This is a genomic window from Sulfitobacter sp. (genome assembly GCF_036960155.1).
Taxonomy (GTDB): Bacteria; Pseudomonadota; Alphaproteobacteria; order Rhodobacterales; family Rhodobacteraceae; genus Sulfitobacter.
Genome location: NZ_JBALWB010000001.1, coordinates 1,236,010 through 1,256,549, shown reverse-complemented (window position 1 = coordinate 1,256,549; position 20,540 = coordinate 1,236,010). Strand labels below are relative to the sequence as shown.

Sequence of the window (20,540 nt, the reverse complement as noted above, 5' to 3'; positions counted from 1 at the left end):
GAGAGCACGATGTATACAGTTATTGGTGGCGTAAAAACGCGGGCCTTTCGGGTCATGTGGATGCTGGAAGAACTGGGGCAAACCTATGATGTGATCCCTGCGGCACCCCAATCTGAAGACGCGCGTAAATACAATCCGTCAGGAAAAGTCCCCGCTTTGCTGGATGGTAACGAACGACTGACCGATTCAACTGCGATCATGCAATACCTCGCTGACAAACACGGCGCGTTAACTGCACCTGCGGGCACACCTGCCCGCGCACGTCAGGATGCCATGGTGTTTTGGTTGGTGGATGAGTTCGACGCAATTCTTTGGGCCGCAGCCAAGCACAGTTTTGTCCTGCCTGAAGAACTGCGGATGCCCCAAATCAAAGTCACCCTAAAAACCGAATTCACACGTAGCTCAAAACTATTGGCGGACCGGATCGAGGGGCCATTCCTGATGGGTGACGAAATCACTGTGCCTGACATTTTGGCCGTGCAGTGCATCAACTGGTCCATCGGCGCGGGCTTTCCAAGTGTCGATGATCGCCTTGGCGCATGGGCTGCGGGTTTGCGCAAGCGCGACGCGTTCAAAGCTGTCCGCGCACGCGGTGACGCTTAAGCTTTCAAACGGGCTGCTGCATGGTGGCCCGCCCATGCCCCTGTCGCTAAACACGCCGTGATCAGATAGCCACCTGTTGGCGCTTCCCAATCCAGCATTTCGCCAACCGCATAGGTGTTTGGCAGCGCGTTGATCATCAAAGCATCATCCAGCCCGGACATGGCGACACCCCCAGCGGTCGAGATCGCCTCGTCCATCGGGCGCAACCCAGCATGCTGAATAGGCAGCGCTTTTATCAAACGCGCCAGCGCTTCTGGTTCCTTAGGTAGCGGCATTGCCATTTCCTGCAAAAGCGCAATCTTAGCAGCATCCAGACGCAGTGCCTTGCGGATGTGATTGGTGAGCGTGGCCTTGCCACGCGGCTTTTCTAGCTTTAACGCAACCGTTTCAAGCGTCAGGTCAGGTGCCAAATCAACAACCAATGGGTGACCCTCCCGCACACCGCGCGAAACAGAATATACGCCGCCACCCTCAAGGCCTCGTTTTGATAACACTGCTTCGCCGCGCGACACGTATGGCCCAGCACTCAGGGAGATACTTTTGACCGCGGCACCTAGATGTTTCTCCATAAATGCGGACCAGTTAATTGCGACACCCGCGTTGGCCGCCGTGAATTTGGTGACAGGCACTCCTCGTTCGGCCAATACAACCGCCCATGCTCCGTCAGAGCCAAGGCGCCGCCAACTGGCACCGCCCAGCGCAAGAATAGTTGCATCCGACACCAGGGTTTGTGGGCCTTCTGGCGTGTCAAAGCGTAGCGCGTCACCTTCAAATCCAGTCCACCTCCAACGGGTGTTAAACGTAACCCCAAGAGAATTGAGCCGAGCCAACCAAGCACGCAGCAGCGGAGACGCCTTCATCACTTTTGGAAAGACACGGCCTGTGGAGCCCGTAAATAAATCTTCTCCCAAATCACGTGCCCACGCCTGTGCCTGTTCCGGGCCAAATGCATCTAGCATCGGCGCAAACCAAGGCGCAGCTTCAGCATAGGCCGCCTGAAATAGCGCGGTCTCTTCGGATTTGGTAATGTTGAGACCAGATTTACCCGCCATCAAGAATTTGCGCCCCACCGATGGTTTCGCATCGCAAACCGTTACAGAAACGCCAGCCTGTGCCAACACTTCGGCGGCCATCAGGCCTGCAGGTCCACTGCCAATGATCACAGCGCGGCTCATTGTGACACCACGGCAGGAAACGCGCCCTTAATCTCGACCACACGGTGCGGATAGGGAATTTCGATGTTGTTGTCACGCAGCGCATTCCAAACAAGGAACAGCACGTCAGATGTGTATTTGTTTGGCCCGTCGTCAATTCCGTTGACCCAAAACTCAACAGCGAAATCGATCCCGCTATCGCCAAAACCGCGCAGCTCGCAATCAGGTGGATAAGGCAAGTTAAGAACCTCCGGGTGTTTACAAACCGCCGCTTCAATGATGGCGGGGATCAAATTGATATCCGTGTCATAGCTCACCGAAAATTCTGCCTCATACCGGTTAGCCGAGCCAGAATCGGAATAGTTCACTACACGGGTTGTGATAAAATCTTCGTTGGGGACTACAATCCAACGACCATCAAATGTCTCTAAGATAGCTGCACGCGCTGTCATCTTGACGATTTGGCCTTTTTCGCCCCCGTCAAGTTCAACATAATCGCCGACTGTTGCCTGCCCTTCGACCAACAAAATCACACCAGAGATAAAATTGGACGCAATCTTTTGCAGGCCAAAACCAAGACCAACACCGATGGCACCACCTAGAACAGCAAGCGCACCCAGATTGATCCCCATAACATTCATCAGAATGAGGAAAGCAGCGCCAAAGATCGTAAACTCGACCACTTTGATCAAAAGCTGCCGTAAGGAAGGCCGTATTTCCTGTTTTTGGATCAAAGACGACGTTTGGCTATTTGACCATTGTCCCAACCAAAACAGCAAGGAACCAGCAATCACGCCGCGCACAACGGAAATCAAAGAAAACTGTATATTACCTGCGCCTACGACGGTCTCAGTCAACTGGAGAATAACAAAATCGAGCATGCCAAGCATGTAGAGCGCTGCAATTGGAATGAGGATGAACCGTCCAAGCAACGTGAGAAATGGATCTTTCAAGATATCGCGGACAAAAATACGCACCGCAAGGAACATGAAAACCCGTTTACCAAAGGCAATCACGGCTCCGCTGTCAAAAATCGATCTAACAATCTGTTCACCGATACCAGTTAACAGATAGGCAAGAAGCGGTAACACTAATGGCAAGAACTGCAACACAAACAAGCGTGCTGACGTGAAGATGCTCTGTTTGTCGCCCGGATCGATCAGCTTTTGAAGCGGTGGACGCATTCGCCGTGTGATAAGCACTGCGAGTAAATAGGCCCCAACCAAGATGCCAAACTGCGACCAAGCGGCAGGACTAAGAAGCCAGCCCATCGCCAACTCGTACCCCTGAACCCCATAGTCAGCAATCTGCTGGACGATGGGGGGGTATTCCGAAAGGTCGAATTTCATGTGAGTACCCTTGTTTGTCTGATTGGCCGCGCCCCCCCTCTTGACCCAGTGGCACTGCAGGATCAAGTGGCGTGCTGTTTTGATGTTGCGGCAGGCAGTTTCAATTATCTACCTCCACAGCGATCAATCTGCATACAAACAACCTTAAATTGCGGCACTTATGTCTGAAATTTGAGGCAGATATGATCCAGCGGCTTCTTGCTCAAAGATCAAGTGGACCTAAGCGTGACAAGCTAAACGCATGATCTCCCGACGCTCAAGCTCCTCAAAGCCTCTGTTCTTGCACCATATCCGTGGTAAGATCCAAAGAAAGAAGCCTGAATGGGCGACCGAAATACAGGAGCTAACTCATGCGTATCGCAATTTTCCTCACATCTCTTTTTGTTCTGGCCGCGTGCGATGTGCCGTTTGTGCCGCTCATCTAAGCGGCGACAACCCCCTATTTACACATCTGTTTAATGCCATGGGCAATCTGCTCTGACGCTGCAACCGTGTCTGTACAAAATGATTGCGCAGTCTCTAGCAGTGCATCGGCCTCGACCAAACGGTCAACCAAACCGAACGCCAATGCTTCGTCAGCCAGAATTTTTTGCCCTCCCATCAGGATCAACTTAGTCCGTGAGGGGCCTATCAGCGCCGCCATACGGGCGGGATCACTGGGTTGTGGTAAAAATCCCAGTTTCATAACTGGGTAAAAGAACTTGGCAGCCGGAACCGAAATTCGGATATCGCAGGCCAACGCCATGCCCATAGCACCACCAGCCAATGTGCCGTTGAGTGCTGCAATCGTCAAACCAGGAAGTGCTGCAATCGCGCCAGACAGACGCTCCCATAGGTCGGACACGGCAAGGCCAGCACGCGCGGCCTCTAAATCAGCGCCTGCGCTAAATATCTTGCCACGTCCTGTCAGGATCACTGCGCGCGCGTCTCCTGCGCGTTCCATAATTTCGCATAGCTCTCGCAGCATATCCTCGGTCAAGGCGTTGGCCTTGTCTGGGCGGTTTAGTGTGACTGTCCAGACCTCATTGTCTTGTGTTAGTTCGATCATATTAGACCAACCACGCGGCGAATGTCGTCATCCCTTAGCGAGATTTCCTCGCCACAATACTGGTCCGCTTCGGCGCTGCACATCCACAGCAAGCATTTGGCAGGCCAATCGGCAGGGACGTGTACTTCCCAATCCAGTTGGCTAACCGGATTTATACCTGATGCTTTGATCACCCGCTGCATTTCGGTGGCCACCGTTCCCGGAGACAATCCAATGGCCCGAATGCCATTTGCGGCCTCTTCGAGGTGCAAAGATCGATTGAGCATATTCACCGCCGCTTTGGACGCGCAATAGGCGCTCCATGCTTCAATCGCACTATGTGCAGCACCTGAACTGATGGTCAGAACCGATCCGCCTCCGTTAGCCTTGAGCGCAGGTAAAGCTGCGTGAATGCCGTTAAACACACCCTTTACGTTGATATCAATCAACTGGCCCCATGCATCTGGGTCCGCATCACCCAGGTGACTGATCGGGTTAACAACACCCGCGTTATTGATAAGAACATCCAGCCCGCCAAAGGCCTGAACCGTCGTTGCTACAGCTGATGACATTTCACCGTAGCGCGCCACATTGCACGGGATCGCAATTGCGCGTTCGCCGATCTCGCCCGCCAATGCAGCAATTTCATCCTGAGAGCGGGCCAGCAGGGCAACATTGGCTCCCGCATTGGCGAAAACCCGCGCAGCTTCGGCCCCGATGCCACGGCTTGCGCCAGTAATCAGTACGGTCTTTGAGGTCATATCCATCTGAATTCTCCTAGAAATAGCCAGTTTCAACGTCGATCTTGTCGATTAGGTAGCGCGCTTGCACGCAGACGACCACCCCGAAGAGATAACTGCATTACATGCTCTTGACCCGCTTCGCAGTTTGCCAGACCTTTATGCTAACAATTAAATGACGAGGAATTTCAAACATGTCACTTGCCCGCGCCTATTTGGCATCAACCGCTCTAACCGTGTCGCTATTTGCGACCCCTGCTGCCGCAGATCTTACTTCTGCCGAAGTTTGGGGTGATTGGCGCGGATACCTTGAGGGTATGGGTTATACCGTTACCGCCACAGAAAACACATCTGGCGATACTTTGTCGGTCAACGATATTTCCATTCAAATGAATGGCGGTCCTGACATTGAAGAAATGGTTATCAGCATGGGATCGTTGCAATTCGTTGCAGCAGATAATGGCAGTGTCGAAGTGGTCATGCCTGCATCACTCCCGATCATTATCGAAGTAACACCGAAAAGCACTGAACGCGCGGCACGCATGGAGCTAAATTACACGCAAACCGGACACAGCATGATCGCAAGCGGTGACCCATCGGATATGGTCTATGTTTATAGCGCCGAAACATTTGGGTTGGCCTTGGCGGCGCTGACAGTAGATGGAACTGAGTTCGACGAAACCACCGCGCGATTTTCCCTGACTGGCGATGCGATGCAGTCCCAAACAAAAGTGACCGCCGGGCAAACCCGTAATTACACCCAGAGCATTCAGTGGGGCAGTGTTGTATACGACCTGTTCTTCAAATCCCCTGATGGTGTAGAGGCGATGACCCTCAACAGCATGGCCAACGATCTCGCGTTTTCTGGCACCAGCACAGTTCCCGTCGATAACATTTCCCAAGCTCAAGATTTGGGGCCCCTTCTGGCAGCGGGATTTGCATTTGATGGTTCATTCACCACGCAGGGTACAGAAACCAAGGTTGAAATCGTCTCGGAAGAGGGCACATCCAAAATCAAGACCGGATCGGCAAGCACAACACTTGCGGTTGCCATGGGTCAGGACGGTATTCGCTATGATGTAGATGCAACAAAAGTTCAGGTTGGTGCGCAACTGGCAGGCCTTCCGTTCCCGTTGTTCGCTGAGATGGAAAACTCGGGCTTTGAAATGACCGCTCCCCTCATGAAATCTGACGACGCGCAAGATTTTGCGTTGGCGTTCAACATGACCGATTTCACAATGTCAGATATCGTCTGGGCGCTGTTTGATCCGTCAAACCAGCTGCCCCGCGATCCAGCCACAATTGCGCTGGGATTAAGCGGCAAAGCAAAAGTGCTGGTAGACGCGTTGGCGCCTGAGGCCGTTCAGGACCTCGTTGCAAGCGGCCAATCCGCTGGTGAAATCGAAGCTCTTAAAATTGACACACTGACGATCAACGCCGTTGGTGCCAGTGTCGATGCAACGGGTGATCTGACCTTTGACAATACTGATAAAACCACATTGCCGGGCTTCCCCAAACCAGTCGGCGACATCAACATCAACCTTTCTGGTGCAAATGGGCTACTGGATAAACTGGTCGCTATGGGCATGCTACCATCCGATCAAGTGATGGGTGCGCGTATGATGATGGGTCTTTTTGCAGTGCCCGGCGACGCGCCAGACACACTGAAATCAAAGATCGAGTTTAACGAGGCGGGACAGATCCTCGCCAATGGTCAGCGATTGAAATAAACACGTCCTTAATTCGCAATATCTAAAGCGGCTCTGATGGGGCCGCTTTTTCTTTTTGCGCCAACCCTTGCGGGTCCACCAGACCACAGCTACCTCTATCCCCTGATCAGGAGAGTATGATGACCCAAGCCCTTGATGCGCTGACCGCGCAAATGCTGGATGCCGCAAAAACAGCTGGTGCAGATGCCGCCGATGCGATGGCCGTTCGCGGTACTTCGCTGTCGGTTGATGTGCGGGCCGGAGTTTTGGAAGAGGCCCAGCGCGAAGAAGGTACCGATATTGGCCTGCGGGTTTTTGTAGGCCAACGTACCGCGATTGTTTCGGCATCAGATACAACATCGCGCACCCTGTCTGAAATGGCAGAACGCGCGGTCGCCATGGCACGCGAGGCACCAGAAAATCCATATGCGGGGCTGGCCGATGCAGATCAGCTTGCCACCAATTGGGATGTCACCTCGCTAGAGCTTTATGACCAGACGGAAGAACCAGCTCCAGCCGCTCTGCAAGAAGACGCCGCCGAGGCTGAAGCCGCCGCTTTAGACGTTGAGGGCATCACGCAAGTTCAATCCGCAAGTGCCGGTTACGGCGCACGAGAGATTTACCTTGCGGGCTCAAACGGGTTTGCAGGAGGATATCAGCGCACCGACCGCGGTCTAAGCTGTGTTGCGATTGCAGGCACTGGCGCAGGTATGGAGCGCGATTACGATGGTGACAGCCGCATCTTTCAACGTGATATGCGCAGTGCGACCGAAATCGGTCGCACTGCAGCTGAACGTACCCTGCTACGCCTTGATGCACGCAAACCACCAACTGGTGCGTTTCCCGTCTTGTTTGATGAACGCATCGCCAGCTCTTTGATTGGGCATTTGTTAGGTGCCATCAATGGCAGTGCGATCACCAGAGGGGCCTCGTTTTTGCGCGACGTAATGGGCACACAGGTCCTGCCCAAAGGTCTGTCCCTGATCGAAGATCCACACCGACCCCGGATCACTGGAAGTCGCCCTTTTGATGCAGAATTTCTACCAACATCCAAACGTGCTGTCATCGAGGATGGTGTGTTGCAGGGGTGGACGCTTGATCTGGCAACGGGTCGACAGCTTGATCTGCCCTCGACCGCAAATGCGGCACGCGGTGCTGGCTCTGGCCCTTCGCCAAGTTCGTGGAATATGGAATTGACCCAAGGCACCGCAAGCCGTGAAGAATTGATCAGCGACATGGGAACAGGCCTGTTGGTCACGTCCATGATTGGCGCGACAATCAACCCCAACACAGGGGATTATTCGCGCGGCGCTGCCGGGCTATGGGTTGAAAATGGTAAAGTCACCCATGCGATTAATGAATGCACCATCGCGGGTAATTTGCGCGATATGCTGTTGGCGATGATCCCCGCAAATGACGCGCGCATGCACCTAAGCCGCATCGTGCCCTCAATATTGGTGCCGGGGATGACCATTGCCGGCAGCTGATTTATCCTTATTGATTGACGCCGTTCGCATTGCAGGCCGCGTCGCGACCAGCTTTGTCGGGACCTCTGCCAAACGATGGGACAAGCCCGATGGCGCTGGCCCTGTGACTGAGGCTGATCTGGCAGTGAATGACCTGTTGCAGCAGGTATTGCTGAAGGCACGACCTGATTACGGCTGGCTCTCTGAGGAAACAGATGACGGCGCGGATCGCCTTGGGCATGATCGCGTTTTCATTGTCGATCCCATCGATGGCACCCGCAGCTTTACTGAAGGGGCCAATACATGGGCCCATGCAATCGCGGTCGCAGAACAAGGCCAGATAACAGCAGCCGTAATCTACCTACCGCTTAGGAACCTGCTCTATACTGCCTCTCGTGGCGCGGGCGCACATCTCAATGGCGTACCTATTTCCGCCTCTGGCAAAGACAGCTTTACGAAATCGACGATCCTTGCGGCAAAACCTACGATGGCTGGAAAGGTCTGGCGTGAGGGGGTCTGTCCTCCGTTTACGCCTGCTTATCGTCCATCACTCGCTTACCGTCTTGGGCTGGTTGCGGAAGCAAAATTTGATGCCATGCTGACCCTGCGCCCAAGTTGGGAATGGGATATCGCCGCGGGCGCACTGATCGTGTCCGAAGCCGGGGGCACAATTAGCAATCAACGCGGTGCGCCGCTGCTATTCAATTCAGCCGACCCACGTCTCGACGGCGTGGTTGCAGGCGGCACTGCGATTCATGCCGTTGTAATGGATGCGCTGGCATAAACCGCTTGTCTGCTTGACGTCACGGGCCTGTCCCGTGCAAACAAACCATGAGTAACTCAAAGGACCTGATCCCATGACACAACGCCTGCACCTTGTATTTGGTGGTGAGCTGGTAACCCCCAGCGAAAACACATTCAAGAATGTCGATGATATCCATGTTGTCGGTATCTTTCCGAACTACGCCGCAGCCTATGACGCGTGGAAAAACGAAGCACAGCGCACAGTCGATAACGCGCACATGCGGTACTTCATCGCGCATCTCCACCGCCTACGCGATGAAGAGGCTGCTGCATCTTCCACAGAAGAACTAGGCTAAAGCCGCGATGGCCCGTTCCTTGGGCCTTTCTGCGTATCGTGCAATAGCGCGGCGCGGCGAGGGGGTATTACCTACCCCAAATTCTGCGCGCCCGCACGGAGAGCTTTTGTGGATTCACTGCACTGAAGATGATGCATTCCTAGCAGTTAAAGATCTTGCGTTGCGGCAAATTTCTAGCCGTCCGGGCCTCAATGTGTTGATTACAATGGCCGCTTTGCCACGCGCAGATAATGGCAAATGCATAGCACCACCCGACGGCGTTTTTGTAGAAGCGATTTGCGAAGACCATCCGGCCAGCGTGGATGCGTTCTTGAATCACTGGGCACCTGACTGTTGTGTTTGGACCGGGGGCTGGCTGCATCCAAATCTGATACTTGCCGCCGATGAGCGCAACTGCCCGCTGTTTTTGATCAACGCAGACACTTCCGGCTTTGACGGGCGGCGGGATCGCTGGTTGCCCGATGTTGCACGAAATCTGTTGCCCATGTTCGCAGCGGTGATGGTTCGAACACCTGCTACTGCACGCCGTCTGAATCAATTGGGGTTACCCAAAGAAGATATCGAAATCACAACGGCCCTTCAAGCAAGCGGGCAACCGCTGCCTTGCAACGAAAGTGATCTCGCTGATCTTTCTGCAGCTTGCGTTGGCCGCGCTATCTGGTTTGCAAATGGCGTTCATCAAGAAGAATTGCAAACTGTGCTGGCTGCCCACCGTCAGGCATTGCGCCTATCCCACAGGCTGTTGTTGATTCTACGTCCGACGGGCAACCTTGCCCCAAAAAACGCAATTTCCCAGATCCGCAATGATGGTTTCAGGTGCATGAGCTGGGATGACGGCAATTTCCCAGATGAAAACACGCAGGTTCTAATTTCCGAAGACCCACGAGAGATCGGGCTATTTTACCGCGTTGCCCCTGTATCGTTTTTAGGTGGGTCATTGGTAGTTGGTAGAGGTGACATTGATCCACTTGAAGCCGCCGCATTGGGGTCTGCCGTATTATACGGACCACGTGTTGGTCGTTATCTGCACAGTTATTCGCGCCTTGCCTCGGCCGGAGCGGCACGCATCATCAACGACAGTGCGGCCTTGGGCATGGCAGTGACACGACTGGTCGCGCCTGATCAGGCGGCCCTCATGGCGCATGCAGGCTGGGACGTCGTGAGCGAAGGCGCTGCCCTCATGGACCGGATAACCGATCTTGTACAGGATACGCTTGATACTCAACGAGGGATGAACTGATGCGCCCGCCCGATTTCTGGCACCACCCTCGTCCAGGTTTACGGGCACGTCTGCTGCAACCGATTGGCGCACTTTATGCCCGTGCTACTGCGCGGCGATTGGCGCATGGCCCACGTGTGCAAATGGATGTCCCTGTAATATGTGTCGGCAATATCAACGCTGGCGGCACAGGCAAAACACCAACCGTCATCGCAATCGTCGAACGACTGCGCGATCTTTATCTTGAGCCACATATCGTTTCTCGGGGGTATGGTGGCACATTGGAAGGACCCGTGCGCGTTGACCCCGCCCGCCATTCCGCTGCACAGGTTGGAGACGAGCCCTTGTTGCTTGCAGCTTTCGCCGAAGTTTGGGTTGCACGCGACCGCGCCGCTGGGGCTGCTGCTGCACAAGCCGCGGGCGCCAAGGTTATTGTTCTGGATGACGGATTTCAAAATCCTGCACTGGCATATGATCTAAGCGTCGTTGTGGTAGATGCGGAAAAAGGGTTTGGCAATGGATTATGCCTGCCTGCTGGCCCGTTACGAGAGCCTGTTCAAACAGGGTTGGCGCGCGCTGATATTCTTGTTTCCATCGGCGATTATGCGGCTCAATCTAACTTTGATACCTCGATACTGCCGCCGCAGTTGGCACATGTCCGCGCTGCTCTTGCCCCATTGCAAACAGGTATGGATTGGACAGATACGCCCCTGTTGGCCTTTGCAGGCATAGGGCATCCAGAAAAATTCTTTGCGACCCTGCGGGGCTTGGGTGCCACATTGGTCCATGCCGAGCCACTGGCAGATCACCAGCCACTTACAAGCGCACTGTTGGGCAGGCTAGAGTCGGACGCCCGCGCGCAAGGGGCGCAGTTGGTAACAACGGAGAAAGACGCCGTGCGCCTTCCCCCCGCTTTTAGATCCAAAGTGATCACTCTCCCTGTCCGACTGCAGCTGGATCAGGAGAATGCCCTTTGGGATGCTCTCAAAACAATTGTGAAAACCGCAACGCTTTAATCGTCTTCACCCAATTTTGGAGAAGGTCGTTTCAAAGACAGCTCGGCCCCTGAGAACCTGAAAGGTGATTTGACACCCGGCACACCGTCGATTTCAATCTGCATGCCACGCGCTTTGACTTGGGGGTCATTGAACATGTCTTCCATTGAGTTGATGGGGCCCGCAGGGACGTTGTGATCTTCGCACATCATCAGAAGGGCCTCGCGCGTGTGCTGCCGCGTTGCGCCTTCCAGCCGCGCGTTCATGGCTGGACGGTTGCGCACCCGATCGGCATTGCTGACATAGTCGGGATCGCTTGCCATATCCTCTAGGCCCAACAATTTACACAGGCGCTGATACTGGCCATCGTTGCCCGTAGCAATAATGAGATGCCCATCAGAGGTTTCAAATACTTCGTATGGGGTGAGGTTTGGATGGGCATTGCCCAGACGTGTGGGTACAACCCCTGTCGTCAGGTAGTTCATCGCCTGATTGCCCGTGATTGCAACTGCACAATCAAGCAATGCCATATCGATATGCTGGCCCATTCCACTGGTGTGCCGTTGATGCACTGCAGCCAAAATGGCCGTGGTCGAATAGACACCCGTAAAAATGTCGGTGATCGCTAGACCGTGTTTTTGCGGCTGTCCGTCAGGCTCTCCGGTGATCGACATCAATCCAGAGATACCTTGAATGATAAAATCATACCCTGCCCGATGGGCATCCGGGCCCGTTTGACCAAATCCAGTAATTGAGCAGTATATCAGCTTGGGAAAGCGCCCCTTCAGGCTGTCGTAGTCCATGCCATATTTGGCCAAGCCGCCCGTCTTGAAGTTTTCAATTAGGATATCCGCGTCTTCCAGAAGCGCGTGCATCTTTGCTTGGCCCTCAGGCGTTCGCAGATCAACAACAACAGAGGCTTTGCCGCGATTTGTCGAATGGTAATACGCCGCCGAATGATCATCACCGCGATCAATAAACGGAGGACCCCACTGACGCGTATCATCGCCAGTGGGGCTTTCTACTTTGATCACTTCCGCCCCTAGATCTGACAGGGTCTGACCGGCCCAAGGACCGGCAAGAACACGGGCAAGTTCAATGACCTTTAGACCAGTAAGCGGAGATGCCATCAGCCAGCCAACGCGTCGTCGATGATCTTTTTCATGTCAGCAAAATTCATGTTGGAGTGCTTTTTGCCATTGATGATGAAGCTTGGTGTGCTGTCGACATTATCAGCCTCGGCATTTTTCTGATACCACGCGACCATCGCCTGCGCCTGATCACTGTCTTGCAAGCAGGCCTCAAGTGTTTCGTTATCCAATCCGGCCAGACGCCCGATCTTGCGCAACTCTTCTACAATCGCTGCCGGGTCACCAGCACGTGTCCATTTGGCCTGCTCGTTATAAAGCAAATCGGAAATGCCGAAAAATTTATCTTCGCCACCACAACGCGCAATCAAAGATGCCCACAGACCAAAGCGATCAAAGAAAACTTCGCGGTACACAAACTTGATTTTTCCGGTGTCGATGTATTCAGACTTTAGCTGCTTAAACACGGTTTGGTGGAATGCAGCGCAATGCGGGCAAGTAAAGGACGCATATTCAATGATCTCAACCTTGGCGTCGGGGTCACCGATGATCATGTCAGAGATGCCGGACGTGTCTATGTCTGCATCCGTGGTTTGTGCATTGGCAGCGCCGGGTAGCGGTGCATCAGGGAATGCAACTGTTGTGCTAGAACGGTTGCTGGTCATGTACCAGCCGCCAAGGCCAAGAGCGGCAAAAGCGCCGAGGAGGATATTTCTGCGGTTCATAGGGTTCGTCCTTCGATCAATAGTGTATTTCGGTGCGCTGTTGGTGCGCTCAGTTGTTCTGTTTGTTCAGTATATTTTCGCCCAGACGTGCCAGCGCATCGCGTAGGCCATCATCACCGATGTGCGCGGCGTTTTTGGTCGCTTGCGCGCGCAAGGCTGGATCATGTGCTTTGACTGCTTTCTTGGGGGCATGTTCAAACGCCACTCGACCCTCGGCAAAGCCGGTCGCGGCGGTTTGTGTCACACGCACACGCGCAATAGCGTTGTATCCATAGACCGCATTCACCCGCACGCGCAGTTGTTCTTTTTGCATTTCCAGTATCGGCGCATTGGCCCCTGTCGTTAGCAACGTCAATGTCGCACCCATTCCTCCACGGCCATAAGATACCTCAACAGGGCGGGAAATTGCGGCAGCATCGTCCCCGACAACTTCGGCCCAATTGGTCAGCAAACGTGATTGTGCAAATCCACGGCTTTCAGACGCCTTGCGGATTTTTTGAGTGAGCAAGCTGGCTGTGCGTGCAAAACCTTTGGTGGTGGGGCGACGAGGCGGCATTTGGCGTTGTGTGCTTTCTTCTCTGTGCAGTGGTCCCTAAGGTGCCTCCGCGCTATGTGTCTTGTCAGCTATCATAGCGCAACCCAGCGGCCCTGCCACTATGACAAATCAGGATTGGTTCATAAACTGTGCGTGAGAAAGATAACATGTCTGTAATCCTACTGGGGTGGTATGATGCAAATGCGCGTCAAATGCCTTGGCGCGTGCCCCCGCAGGACCGCGCCGCTGGTGTATTGCCAGACCCCTACGCCGTTTGGATGAGCGAAATCATGCTACAGCAGACAACTGTAGCAACGGTAAAGGACTATTTCAGGCGCTTTATCATCCGCTGGCCAACAGTGCGCGATCTGGCAAGCGCGCAGGACGCGGATGTGATGGGGGAATGGGCCGGACTCGGCTATTACGCACGGGCACGCAATTTGCTCAAATGCGCACGCGCTGTTGTGGAGGAACATGGCGGCATGTTTCCGGCCGACCATGATGCGCTGCTCAAATTACCCGGCATTGGCCCCTACACCGCTGCTGCTGTTTCTTCGATTGCCTTTGATTTGCCGCACGCAGTACTGGATGGCAACGTCGAGCGGGTTATGGCGCGGCTATATGACATCCACACACCGCTACCCGAATCAAAACCACTGCTGATGGAACATGCACGGGCCCTCACACCACAACAACGATCCGGCGACTATGCCCAAGCGGTAATGGATTTAGGCGCGACCATCTGCACGCCGAAATCTCCTGCCTGCGGCATCTGCCCGTTGCAAGCGCCCTGCGCCGCCCGCAAGGCCGGAACCATGACTGAGCTGCCTAAAAAGACACCTAAAAAGGCAAAACCCACCCGCCATGGGACTGTTTATCTCGGACGTCGTCTGGATGGTGCGTGGCTGTTGGAGACACGTCCTGACAAGGGGCTGCTGGGCGGCATGTTGGGCTGGCCCGGGTCCGATTGGGTGGATGTCACCCTTGATCATCCCGACAGCATACCTCCAGTCACTGGCACGTGGGAGGAACAAGAAGGAGAGGTCCGCCATACCTTCACACATTTCCATCTGATCCTACGCATCATGACTGCAGAACTTCCTCGCGATGCCGAACCGCAATGTGGCGTGTTCAAGCCCCACAATGAGTTCCGACCCTCTGATCTGCCGACGGTCATGCGCAAAGCATTTGATCTTATCCAACAGGACAATATGTCTTAAATGACAATATGCGCCCCTATGTTATGATCGGGGGACTCGACAGATTAGGCGACAAAAATGACTGACAAGAATACTCCGATCCAACCATCCGAGCTGGCAAAAATCAGCCGTGCATTGCCGTTTTGGCTTTCATTGGGATTGGCCCCCCTCGCGTGGGTCGGTGCGATTTACGGCGGCTGGGCGCTTCTAATTGTACCAGTCACCACATGGTATCTGTTCACGGCGCTTGATGCCGCCCTTGGTCTGAATACCGAAAACGCCGATGTCTCGGCAAATGACGATGCCATGTATTGGTACAAGATGATCACAATCATCTGGATGCCTGTTCAATTTGTGATGTTAGCAAGCCTGCTCTGGTACGTCCCCCAAGCTGAACATCTTAGCTCCATCGAACGCATCGGCGTATTCTTTGGCGTGGGCGTCATCACGGGTACTGTCGGCATCAACTACTCACATGAATTGATGCATCAAAAAGACAGAATGGAGCGCTGGATGGCCGACGTTTTGTTGGCGATGGTCCTTTATTCGCATTTCAGATCCGAACACATGCTGGTGCATCACCGCTATGTCGCGACGCCGCGCGATCCTGTAACTGCGCGCTACAACGAGGGATTTCACCGTTTTTATCCGCGTGTCTTGCGGGAAAGTTTGATCAGTTCTTTTGCCGCAGAAAAGGCAATGCTCGCCCGTAAGAATTTGCCTTGGACCAATCGTAGCAACCCGTTCTGGCGTTACTGGGCCCTTCAACTAACCTTCTTGGCCTTAGCATTTGCGCTGGGCGGGTGGTCTGGCGTTGGCTTGTTTGCCATTCAGGCAAGCGTGGCGATTTGGCAGCTAGAGCTGGTCAACTATGTGGAACATTACGGACTAAGCCGCAAACATCTCGGAGAGGGTAAATACGAACATGTACATCCCCATCACAGCTGGAACGCGGCGCATAAGGCGTCAAACTGGCTACTGATCAACCTTCAGCGCCACTCGGATCATCATTACAAACCGGATCGCCGTTTCCCCGTGCTGCAAAACTATGGCCCCGATGATGCGCCCCAACTGCCTTTTGGATATCCGTTGATGACGATACTCGCCATGATGCCGCCCGTCTGGCGACGAGTCATGAACCCGCGCGTACGTAAATGGCGCAACATGTACTATCCCGAAATCGCAGACTGGAAGCCCTACAATAGTGCAAACAACCCAATGCCACGCTAAGCGGTTCTTAATCCCTTGTTGCCATACCTTCGAATAGAAAATGGTTAGGGGACTCTCATGCAGCAGCAAGGCACCGTTCAATCGCAAAATATTGCGACCTGCCTCATCGTCGAAGACAGCCAATTTGATCAACAGATGATGACGCGGGTCATTGCGCGTTCGCGAAACCCGATGAATGTGCGGGTTGCATCTACATTGAGCTCGGCAAAAGAAGCTCTAGCACATGGTGATGTCTCCCTCATTCTGCTCGACAATAATCTACCTGACGGAATCGGTGCAGACTTTGCGCTTGAGCTAGCTTCTGATCCAAAACATGCACACACACCCGTTGTGATAGTGAGTGATTGGCCAACGCCCTTCATGTGGGAAAAGGCGGCTTCCGCCGGAGTTCTCTATGTCGTCAATAAATCCGAGTTTGGCGTTCAGTACGTAGAGCAGGCAATCGGAAAGGGTGCAAAAAAACGCCCCCGTGTAAAATTTCCGAATTCGCCTAGCCCAAGCTCACTACGCAAAGCATCCTAACAAACTCCAAACCTACCAGTGCAGGCCACAAAAAAAGCCCCGCCATAAAGGCGGGGCCAAGGTGAGTGTCATCATTGCGGTCCCTCATATTGAGGGCGCAGTGACACTGGCGGTGTTCGAATTCTGGGGTGGATCAGGCTTGCATTTCTGCCCTGATCTGCTGGCGCAAGACGTCAATCGAAACTGACTTACCTTCTTTTTTATAGCACCAGTATGTCCATCCATTGCAGCTAGGTGCGCCCTCTAGGGCAGCGCCAACTTGGTGAATAGAACCTTTAATGTCATCACCGATGAGCGTGCCATCAGCGCGCACTTTGGCTTTGTGACGGTTGTTCATAGAGTAGAGGTTTTCACCTGGGCGCAGCATGCCGCGCTCAACCAATTGGCCGAAGGGTACACGCGGTTCAGCGCGTTTTGACGTTGTGGTCTGAAGTGCCTCATTGTCAAACTTGCGGACCGAATCGATGCGCTTTTTCGCAACTTTGCGGTAGCTTTCTTCGCGCTCGATACCGATGAAATCGCGGCCCAACATCTTGGCAACTGCACCTGTGGTGCCTGTGCCAAAGAACGGATCAAGGATCACATCGCCCGGATTGGTGGAGCCAACCAGCACGCGGTGCAGAAGGCTTTCGGGTTTTTGTGTTGGATGCGCTTTGTTGCCTTCATCGTCTTTTAGACGTTCGTGGCCGTTGCAGATGGGCAGAACCCAATCGCTGCGCATCTGGATACCTTCGTTCAGCGCTTTGAGCGCTTCATAGTTAAAGGTGTATTTGCTAGATTCTTCTTTGCCAGCCCAGATCATTGTTTCATGAGCATTGGTAAACCGTTTGCCACGGAAGTTGGGCATTGGGTTTGCCTTGCGCCAAACTACGTCATTGAGGATCCAGTAGCCTTGATCCTGAAGAGCGGCACCAACGCGGAAGATGTTATGGTAGCTGCCAATGACCCAGATCGCACCGTTTGGCTTGAGCAAGCGACGTGCCGCCTTGAGCCATGCTTTGGTGAATTTGTCGTAGACGGCGAAACTATCGAATTGGTCCCAGTCGTTATCAACTGCATCCACTTTCGAATTGTCAGGACGATGCAAATCGCCGCGCAATTGTAGGTTATAGGGTGGGTCAGCGAAGATCAGATCAACGCTTGCTTCAGGAAGTGAATTCATCACTTCGATGCAATCCCCACCAAGGATCGTATTTAGGGGAAGCGCATGCGCTTCCTTGTTCTTTACTGTCATAAACTCTGCCTCTATCCGCGGTGCATTTTTTGCACTCGTTGGTTGATTACTAAGATGACGGCAGAGTGATTCGTGGTCAATTTGTTTTTTGAAACAAAGTTTTAAGAATTATTCTTGCTACAATATCTTGTGTACTGGTTTGAACGAACGTCTATGGTGTGGGGTAACGCCCAAACTTTGCAGTGCAGACATGTGTCTTTTTGATCCATATCCCATGTTCGTTTCCCACCCATAACCCGGGTGCTGTTGCGCAAGCGACAACATGACATAATCCCGACATATTTTAGCCATAATTGAGGCCGCCGAAATGGAAACAGAACGGGCGTCTCCCTTGATGATTGTTTCCGATGGCAGGGTTAATCCGCGCGGGATCATGTTTCCATCGATCAGGCAATAGTCGGCAGGTTTTTTGAGTCCATCCAGTGCGCGCACCATCGCAATGTGGCTGGCTCTTAGAATGTTGTGCTCGTCAATTTCTTCAACACTGGCATGTGCAATCGAAACATCGGCAACTTCCATGATTTGCCCATAGAGGATTTCGCGTTTTTTGTGGCTCAGCTTTTTGCTGTCATTCAACCCCGGCGGAATGCGCTCTGGGTCCAATATCACAGCAGCCGCAGTCACAGGTCCGGCTAACGGGCCACGGCCCACTTCATCTATGCCAGCGATGCGCGTGTATCCACGGGCGTGTGCGGCCATCTCAAATGTATAATCTGGTTCCATGGGCCGTGAAAAACCGGATGCCAGCCCTGCATGCAAGAGAAAAGGGAGAGATGCCCGAACATCTCTCCCTTTCCAAGTCCTATGCGGCGGGACACACCGCAAAGGGATCGACGCGTTCGTGGTGATACTCATCGCGCCGAATTCGATATTACTGACGGGCCAGGCGATAACCGTTTTGCTGCAGGCAACGTGCGCCGTACCCTACGCGTTTGCCGTTATGGGTACGGATACGCTGAACACAGTTCTGCGGAAGGCGGTTCACAAAGCGATAGTTTTGTTCAAGGCAGCGACGGCCAAACATACGCACCTTCCCATTGCGGCTGTTAAAGCTGCGAAAGCATTTTTGCGGCAGCAGTTTGCGATTCACCCGCTGCGGCAGTGGTTTGGGCGTTACTCGGTGACGGGGTTGAGTAACCCGTTGCTTATGTGTGCTCCGCGCGTTTCCATGTGTGTGTACTTTCGATCCATGGCGGTGGCGCTCGATTCTCGTCTCTGCTCGGACAGGCTCTCTATACACTTTCTTGTCGCGTTTCTTGTCCTGACGGTTTTCATGGATGATCGCACCGACAACAGCCAGCCCGAGAATAGCAGCCACCGTACGTGCGGCGCGGTCATCTCGTTCTGCATAAGCAGGTGCTGCGGTAAAGGCTGTCATGGTCAGTACAGCGGCGGTGAACGTACCTACAAGGCGGGAGGGGAACATGAAGCGCATGAGAGTGATCCTTTTTAATGGTGCGGCACGTTCGTCATGTGCTGCTCTATGGGATCAATCTGGATCTGATGGCATCGGACAGGCAATAACAGCCACATGTTATCGGATAACACCGGCACCGCGCCGCGATGGATATTGTATATCACCTTGGGAAAACGCATCCTCGCTTGCATGAAACATATACGTATCCCCCTTTTTGCAGCCCTGTTAGCAGTCCTAAGCGGACCTGCTTTTGCTGCTGACTGTTATGCCGATTATAAGGCCAAACAGGATAACCCCCTTCGACTGCATTATGGTGTGGCTGAAATCTCAGGCCAGTGTAACAAGGCCACCGCACGTGCCCAGCTCGAGAAGCGGTTAGGCTCACGAGGTTGGAAACTATTGAATGTCGTTTCGGTCTTTGGGCCGGATGGGCTTGCGCAAAGGAAAAATAGTGCCGGATCAAATTTCCTCCGCTTCTGATATGCGCCGTAGTGGCGGCCGTTTTGTCGTACTTGGCATATGTGCGGTTGCAGGCCTGCTGTTTGTCGGAGCAGTTGTTATGTTCTGGGCCCTGCCCGACGCCAACGCTTTTAACGCGCGGGTGGAACGAATCTTTATTGAGAATGACCATCTGACCTCCGCGTCGGAAATCAAACTGCTCGAAATCCTTGCGCAATCGGGCACTGCGTTTTCCGATACGCTTACAAATTACCGTGTGTTGATAGGTGTCTTACTTATCTTCGCCGCTGCGATGCTGGTCGCCGCAGTTGTTTTCCTAACCCTTCTTATCACGTTCAACCGCCGCATGGCCCAGATCGAGCGGACAGGCATACAAGTGTCATCCCTGCTGATCAGCCGTGAAGAGAATAAGGTCTACCTCAACAATCTAGGCTTTAAGCTGACGGATGCGGCGATGGAAACACTCGCCGTTCTGGCAGAGGCGCGCATGGATGATGATATAATGTCAGGATCCGAGATCGAAGGCGTGATTTCAGGCCGTGCCGCCGCAGATTGCGATGAGGCGGCAGGTGCCACACGGATCAAACGTCTTCGCGATACTCTGGGCAACCAGATGGTGAGCGAGCTGTTGGTGAAAAACATCGCGCGTCGCGGCTATATGCTGGCGATTGATAAGGACGTGATTAAGGTTCTTTGAGACTCACGTTTCCGAATAGCCCTCAATTCTCCACCTACATTCATACGCGGGAATAGCGCAAGCATCACCGCC

The 20,540-nt window shown here is 53.6% G+C and carries 22 protein-coding genes; 12 read left to right on the top strand and 10 right to left on the bottom strand.

What is annotated here, in order from left to right:
* Positions 1-9 precede the first annotated feature (9 nt).
* Complete coding sequence (locus V7775_RS06285; protein WP_335750998.1) at positions 10-603, top strand: glutathione S-transferase family protein; 594 nt, start codon at positions 10-12, stop codon at positions 601-603.
* On the opposite strand, the gene V7775_RS06280 is transcribed toward V7775_RS06285, so the two are convergent.
* The 4 genes from V7775_RS06280 to V7775_RS06265 form a co-directional block, all read right to left on the bottom strand.
* On the bottom strand, positions 600-1,778 hold the full coding sequence (locus V7775_RS06280; RefSeq protein ID WP_335750997.1) for a TIGR03862 family flavoprotein: 1,179 nt from the start codon (positions 1,776-1,778) through the stop codon (positions 600-602). The two genes, V7775_RS06285 and V7775_RS06280, sit on opposite strands and share 4 nt — an antisense overlap.
* Positions 1,775-3,106, bottom strand: a complete 1,332-nt coding sequence (locus tag V7775_RS06275) for a mechanosensitive ion channel family protein (protein ID WP_335750996.1) — start codon at positions 3,104-3,106, stop codon at positions 1,775-1,777. Before V7775_RS06275 ends, V7775_RS06280 begins: the two co-directional genes overlap by 4 nt.
* Before the next feature lie 439 nt (positions 3,107-3,545).
* Positions 3,546-4,154 (bottom strand): enoyl-CoA hydratase/isomerase family protein, encoded by a 609-nt coding sequence (locus V7775_RS06270; protein ID WP_335750995.1) that lies wholly within the window; start codon positions 4,152-4,154, stop codon positions 3,546-3,548.
* Complete coding sequence (locus V7775_RS06265; RefSeq protein ID WP_335750994.1) at positions 4,151-4,900, bottom strand: SDR family oxidoreductase; 750 nt, start codon at positions 4,898-4,900, stop codon at positions 4,151-4,153. Before V7775_RS06265 ends, V7775_RS06270 begins: the two co-directional genes overlap by 4 nt.
* A gap of 167 nt (positions 4,901-5,067) precedes the next feature.
* Here V7775_RS06265 and V7775_RS06260 point away from each other — a divergent pair, with 167 nt between their 5' ends.
* The 6 genes from V7775_RS06260 (at position 5,068) to lpxK (ending at position 11,383) form a co-directional block, all read left to right on the top strand.
* Positions 5,068-6,603 carry a DUF2125 domain-containing protein gene (locus tag V7775_RS06260; protein ID WP_335750993.1) on the top strand — a complete coding sequence of 512 codons (1,536 nt, stop codon included), beginning with the start codon at positions 5,068-5,070 and terminating at the stop codon, positions 6,601-6,603.
* Between the two features lie 119 nt (positions 6,604-6,722).
* Positions 6,723-8,069 (top strand): TldD/PmbA family protein, encoded by a 1,347-nt coding sequence (locus V7775_RS06255; protein ID WP_335750992.1) that lies wholly within the window; start codon positions 6,723-6,725, stop codon positions 8,067-8,069.
* A complete protein-coding gene (locus V7775_RS06250; protein WP_335750991.1) occupies positions 8,056-8,832 on the top strand; it encodes a 3'(2'),5'-bisphosphate nucleotidase CysQ in 777 nt (258 codons plus the stop codon). Before V7775_RS06255 ends, V7775_RS06250 begins: the two co-directional genes overlap by 14 nt.
* A gap of 73 nt (positions 8,833-8,905) precedes the next feature.
* The gene (locus tag V7775_RS06245) at positions 8,906-9,148 is read left to right on the top strand and encodes a DUF4170 domain-containing protein (protein WP_335750990.1); all 243 of its coding nucleotides are present in this window, start codon (positions 8,906-8,908) and stop codon (positions 9,146-9,148) included.
* Between the two features lie 7 nt (positions 9,149-9,155).
* Positions 9,156-10,388 carry a 3-deoxy-D-manno-octulosonic acid transferase gene (locus V7775_RS06240; protein ID WP_335750989.1) on the top strand — a complete coding sequence of 411 codons (1,233 nt, stop codon included), beginning with the start codon at positions 9,156-9,158 and terminating at the stop codon, positions 10,386-10,388.
* The gene (lpxK, locus tag V7775_RS06235; protein ID WP_335750988.1) at positions 10,388-11,383 is read left to right on the top strand and encodes a tetraacyldisaccharide 4'-kinase; all 996 of its coding nucleotides are present in this window, start codon (positions 10,388-10,390) and stop codon (positions 11,381-11,383) included. The genes V7775_RS06240 and lpxK overlap by 1 nt, the downstream gene beginning before the upstream one ends.
* On the opposite strand, the gene V7775_RS06230 is transcribed toward lpxK, so the two are convergent.
* From V7775_RS06230 to V7775_RS06220, 3 genes are read right to left on the bottom strand one after another with little or no spacing between them, the layout of a single operon-like run.
* A complete protein-coding gene (locus V7775_RS06230; protein ID WP_335750987.1) occupies positions 11,380-12,492 on the bottom strand; it encodes a CaiB/BaiF CoA transferase family protein in 1,113 nt (370 codons plus the stop codon). The genes lpxK and V7775_RS06230 overlap by 4 nt on opposite strands.
* Positions 12,492-13,175 carry a DsbA family protein gene (locus V7775_RS06225; protein WP_335750986.1) on the bottom strand — a complete coding sequence of 228 codons (684 nt, stop codon included), beginning with the start codon at positions 13,173-13,175 and terminating at the stop codon, positions 12,492-12,494. Before V7775_RS06225 ends, V7775_RS06230 begins: the two co-directional genes overlap by 1 nt.
* Positions 13,176-13,224: 49 nt before the next feature.
* On the bottom strand, positions 13,225-13,731 hold the full coding sequence (locus V7775_RS06220; RefSeq protein ID WP_335750985.1) for a DUF721 domain-containing protein: 507 nt from the start codon (positions 13,729-13,731) through the stop codon (positions 13,225-13,227).
* A 146-nt stretch (positions 13,732-13,877) separates the two neighbouring features.
* Here V7775_RS06220 and mutY point away from each other — a divergent pair, with 146 nt between their 5' ends.
* From mutY to V7775_RS06205, 3 genes are read left to right on the top strand one after another with little or no spacing between them, the layout of a single operon-like run.
* Complete coding sequence (gene mutY, locus V7775_RS06215; RefSeq protein ID WP_335750984.1) at positions 13,878-14,930, top strand: A/G-specific adenine glycosylase; 1,053 nt, start codon at positions 13,878-13,880, stop codon at positions 14,928-14,930.
* 57 nt (positions 14,931-14,987) lie between these two features.
* Entirely contained in the window at positions 14,988-16,139 is a 1,152-nt protein-coding gene (locus tag V7775_RS06210; protein WP_335750983.1) for an alkane 1-monooxygenase, read from the top strand.
* Between the two features lie 57 nt (positions 16,140-16,196).
* The gene (locus tag V7775_RS06205) at positions 16,197-16,661 is read left to right on the top strand and encodes a response regulator (protein WP_335750982.1); all 465 of its coding nucleotides are present in this window, start codon (positions 16,197-16,199) and stop codon (positions 16,659-16,661) included.
* Positions 16,662-16,794: 133 nt separating this feature from the next.
* On the opposite strand, the gene V7775_RS06200 is transcribed toward V7775_RS06205, so the two are convergent.
* The 3 genes from V7775_RS06200 to V7775_RS06190 form a co-directional block, all read right to left on the bottom strand.
* Positions 16,795-17,895, bottom strand: coding sequence for a site-specific DNA-methyltransferase (locus V7775_RS06200; RefSeq protein ID WP_335750981.1), 1,101 nt, complete (start codon positions 17,893-17,895; stop codon positions 16,795-16,797).
* A 117-nt stretch (positions 17,896-18,012) separates the two neighbouring features.
* Positions 18,013-18,618, bottom strand: a complete 606-nt coding sequence (locus V7775_RS06195; RefSeq protein WP_335750980.1) for a ribonuclease HII — start codon at positions 18,616-18,618, stop codon at positions 18,013-18,015.
* 148 nt (positions 18,619-18,766) lie between these two features.
* Positions 18,767-19,330, bottom strand: coding sequence for a hypothetical protein (locus V7775_RS06190; RefSeq protein WP_335750979.1), 564 nt, complete (start codon positions 19,328-19,330; stop codon positions 18,767-18,769).
* Positions 19,331-19,501: 171 nt separating this feature from the next.
* Here V7775_RS06190 and V7775_RS06185 point away from each other — a divergent pair, with 171 nt between their 5' ends.
* Together V7775_RS06185 and V7775_RS06180 are read left to right on the top strand one after the other, a co-directional pair.
* Positions 19,502-19,792 (top strand): hypothetical protein, encoded by a 291-nt coding sequence (locus tag V7775_RS06185; RefSeq protein WP_335751069.1) that lies wholly within the window; start codon positions 19,502-19,504, stop codon positions 19,790-19,792.
* A 1-nt stretch (position 19,793) separates the two neighbouring features.
* Positions 19,794-20,468 carry a winged helix-turn-helix domain-containing protein gene (locus V7775_RS06180; RefSeq protein ID WP_335751068.1) on the top strand — a complete coding sequence of 225 codons (675 nt, stop codon included), beginning with the start codon at positions 19,794-19,796 and terminating at the stop codon, positions 20,466-20,468.
* The last annotated feature ends 72 nt before the right edge of the window (positions 20,469-20,540 follow it).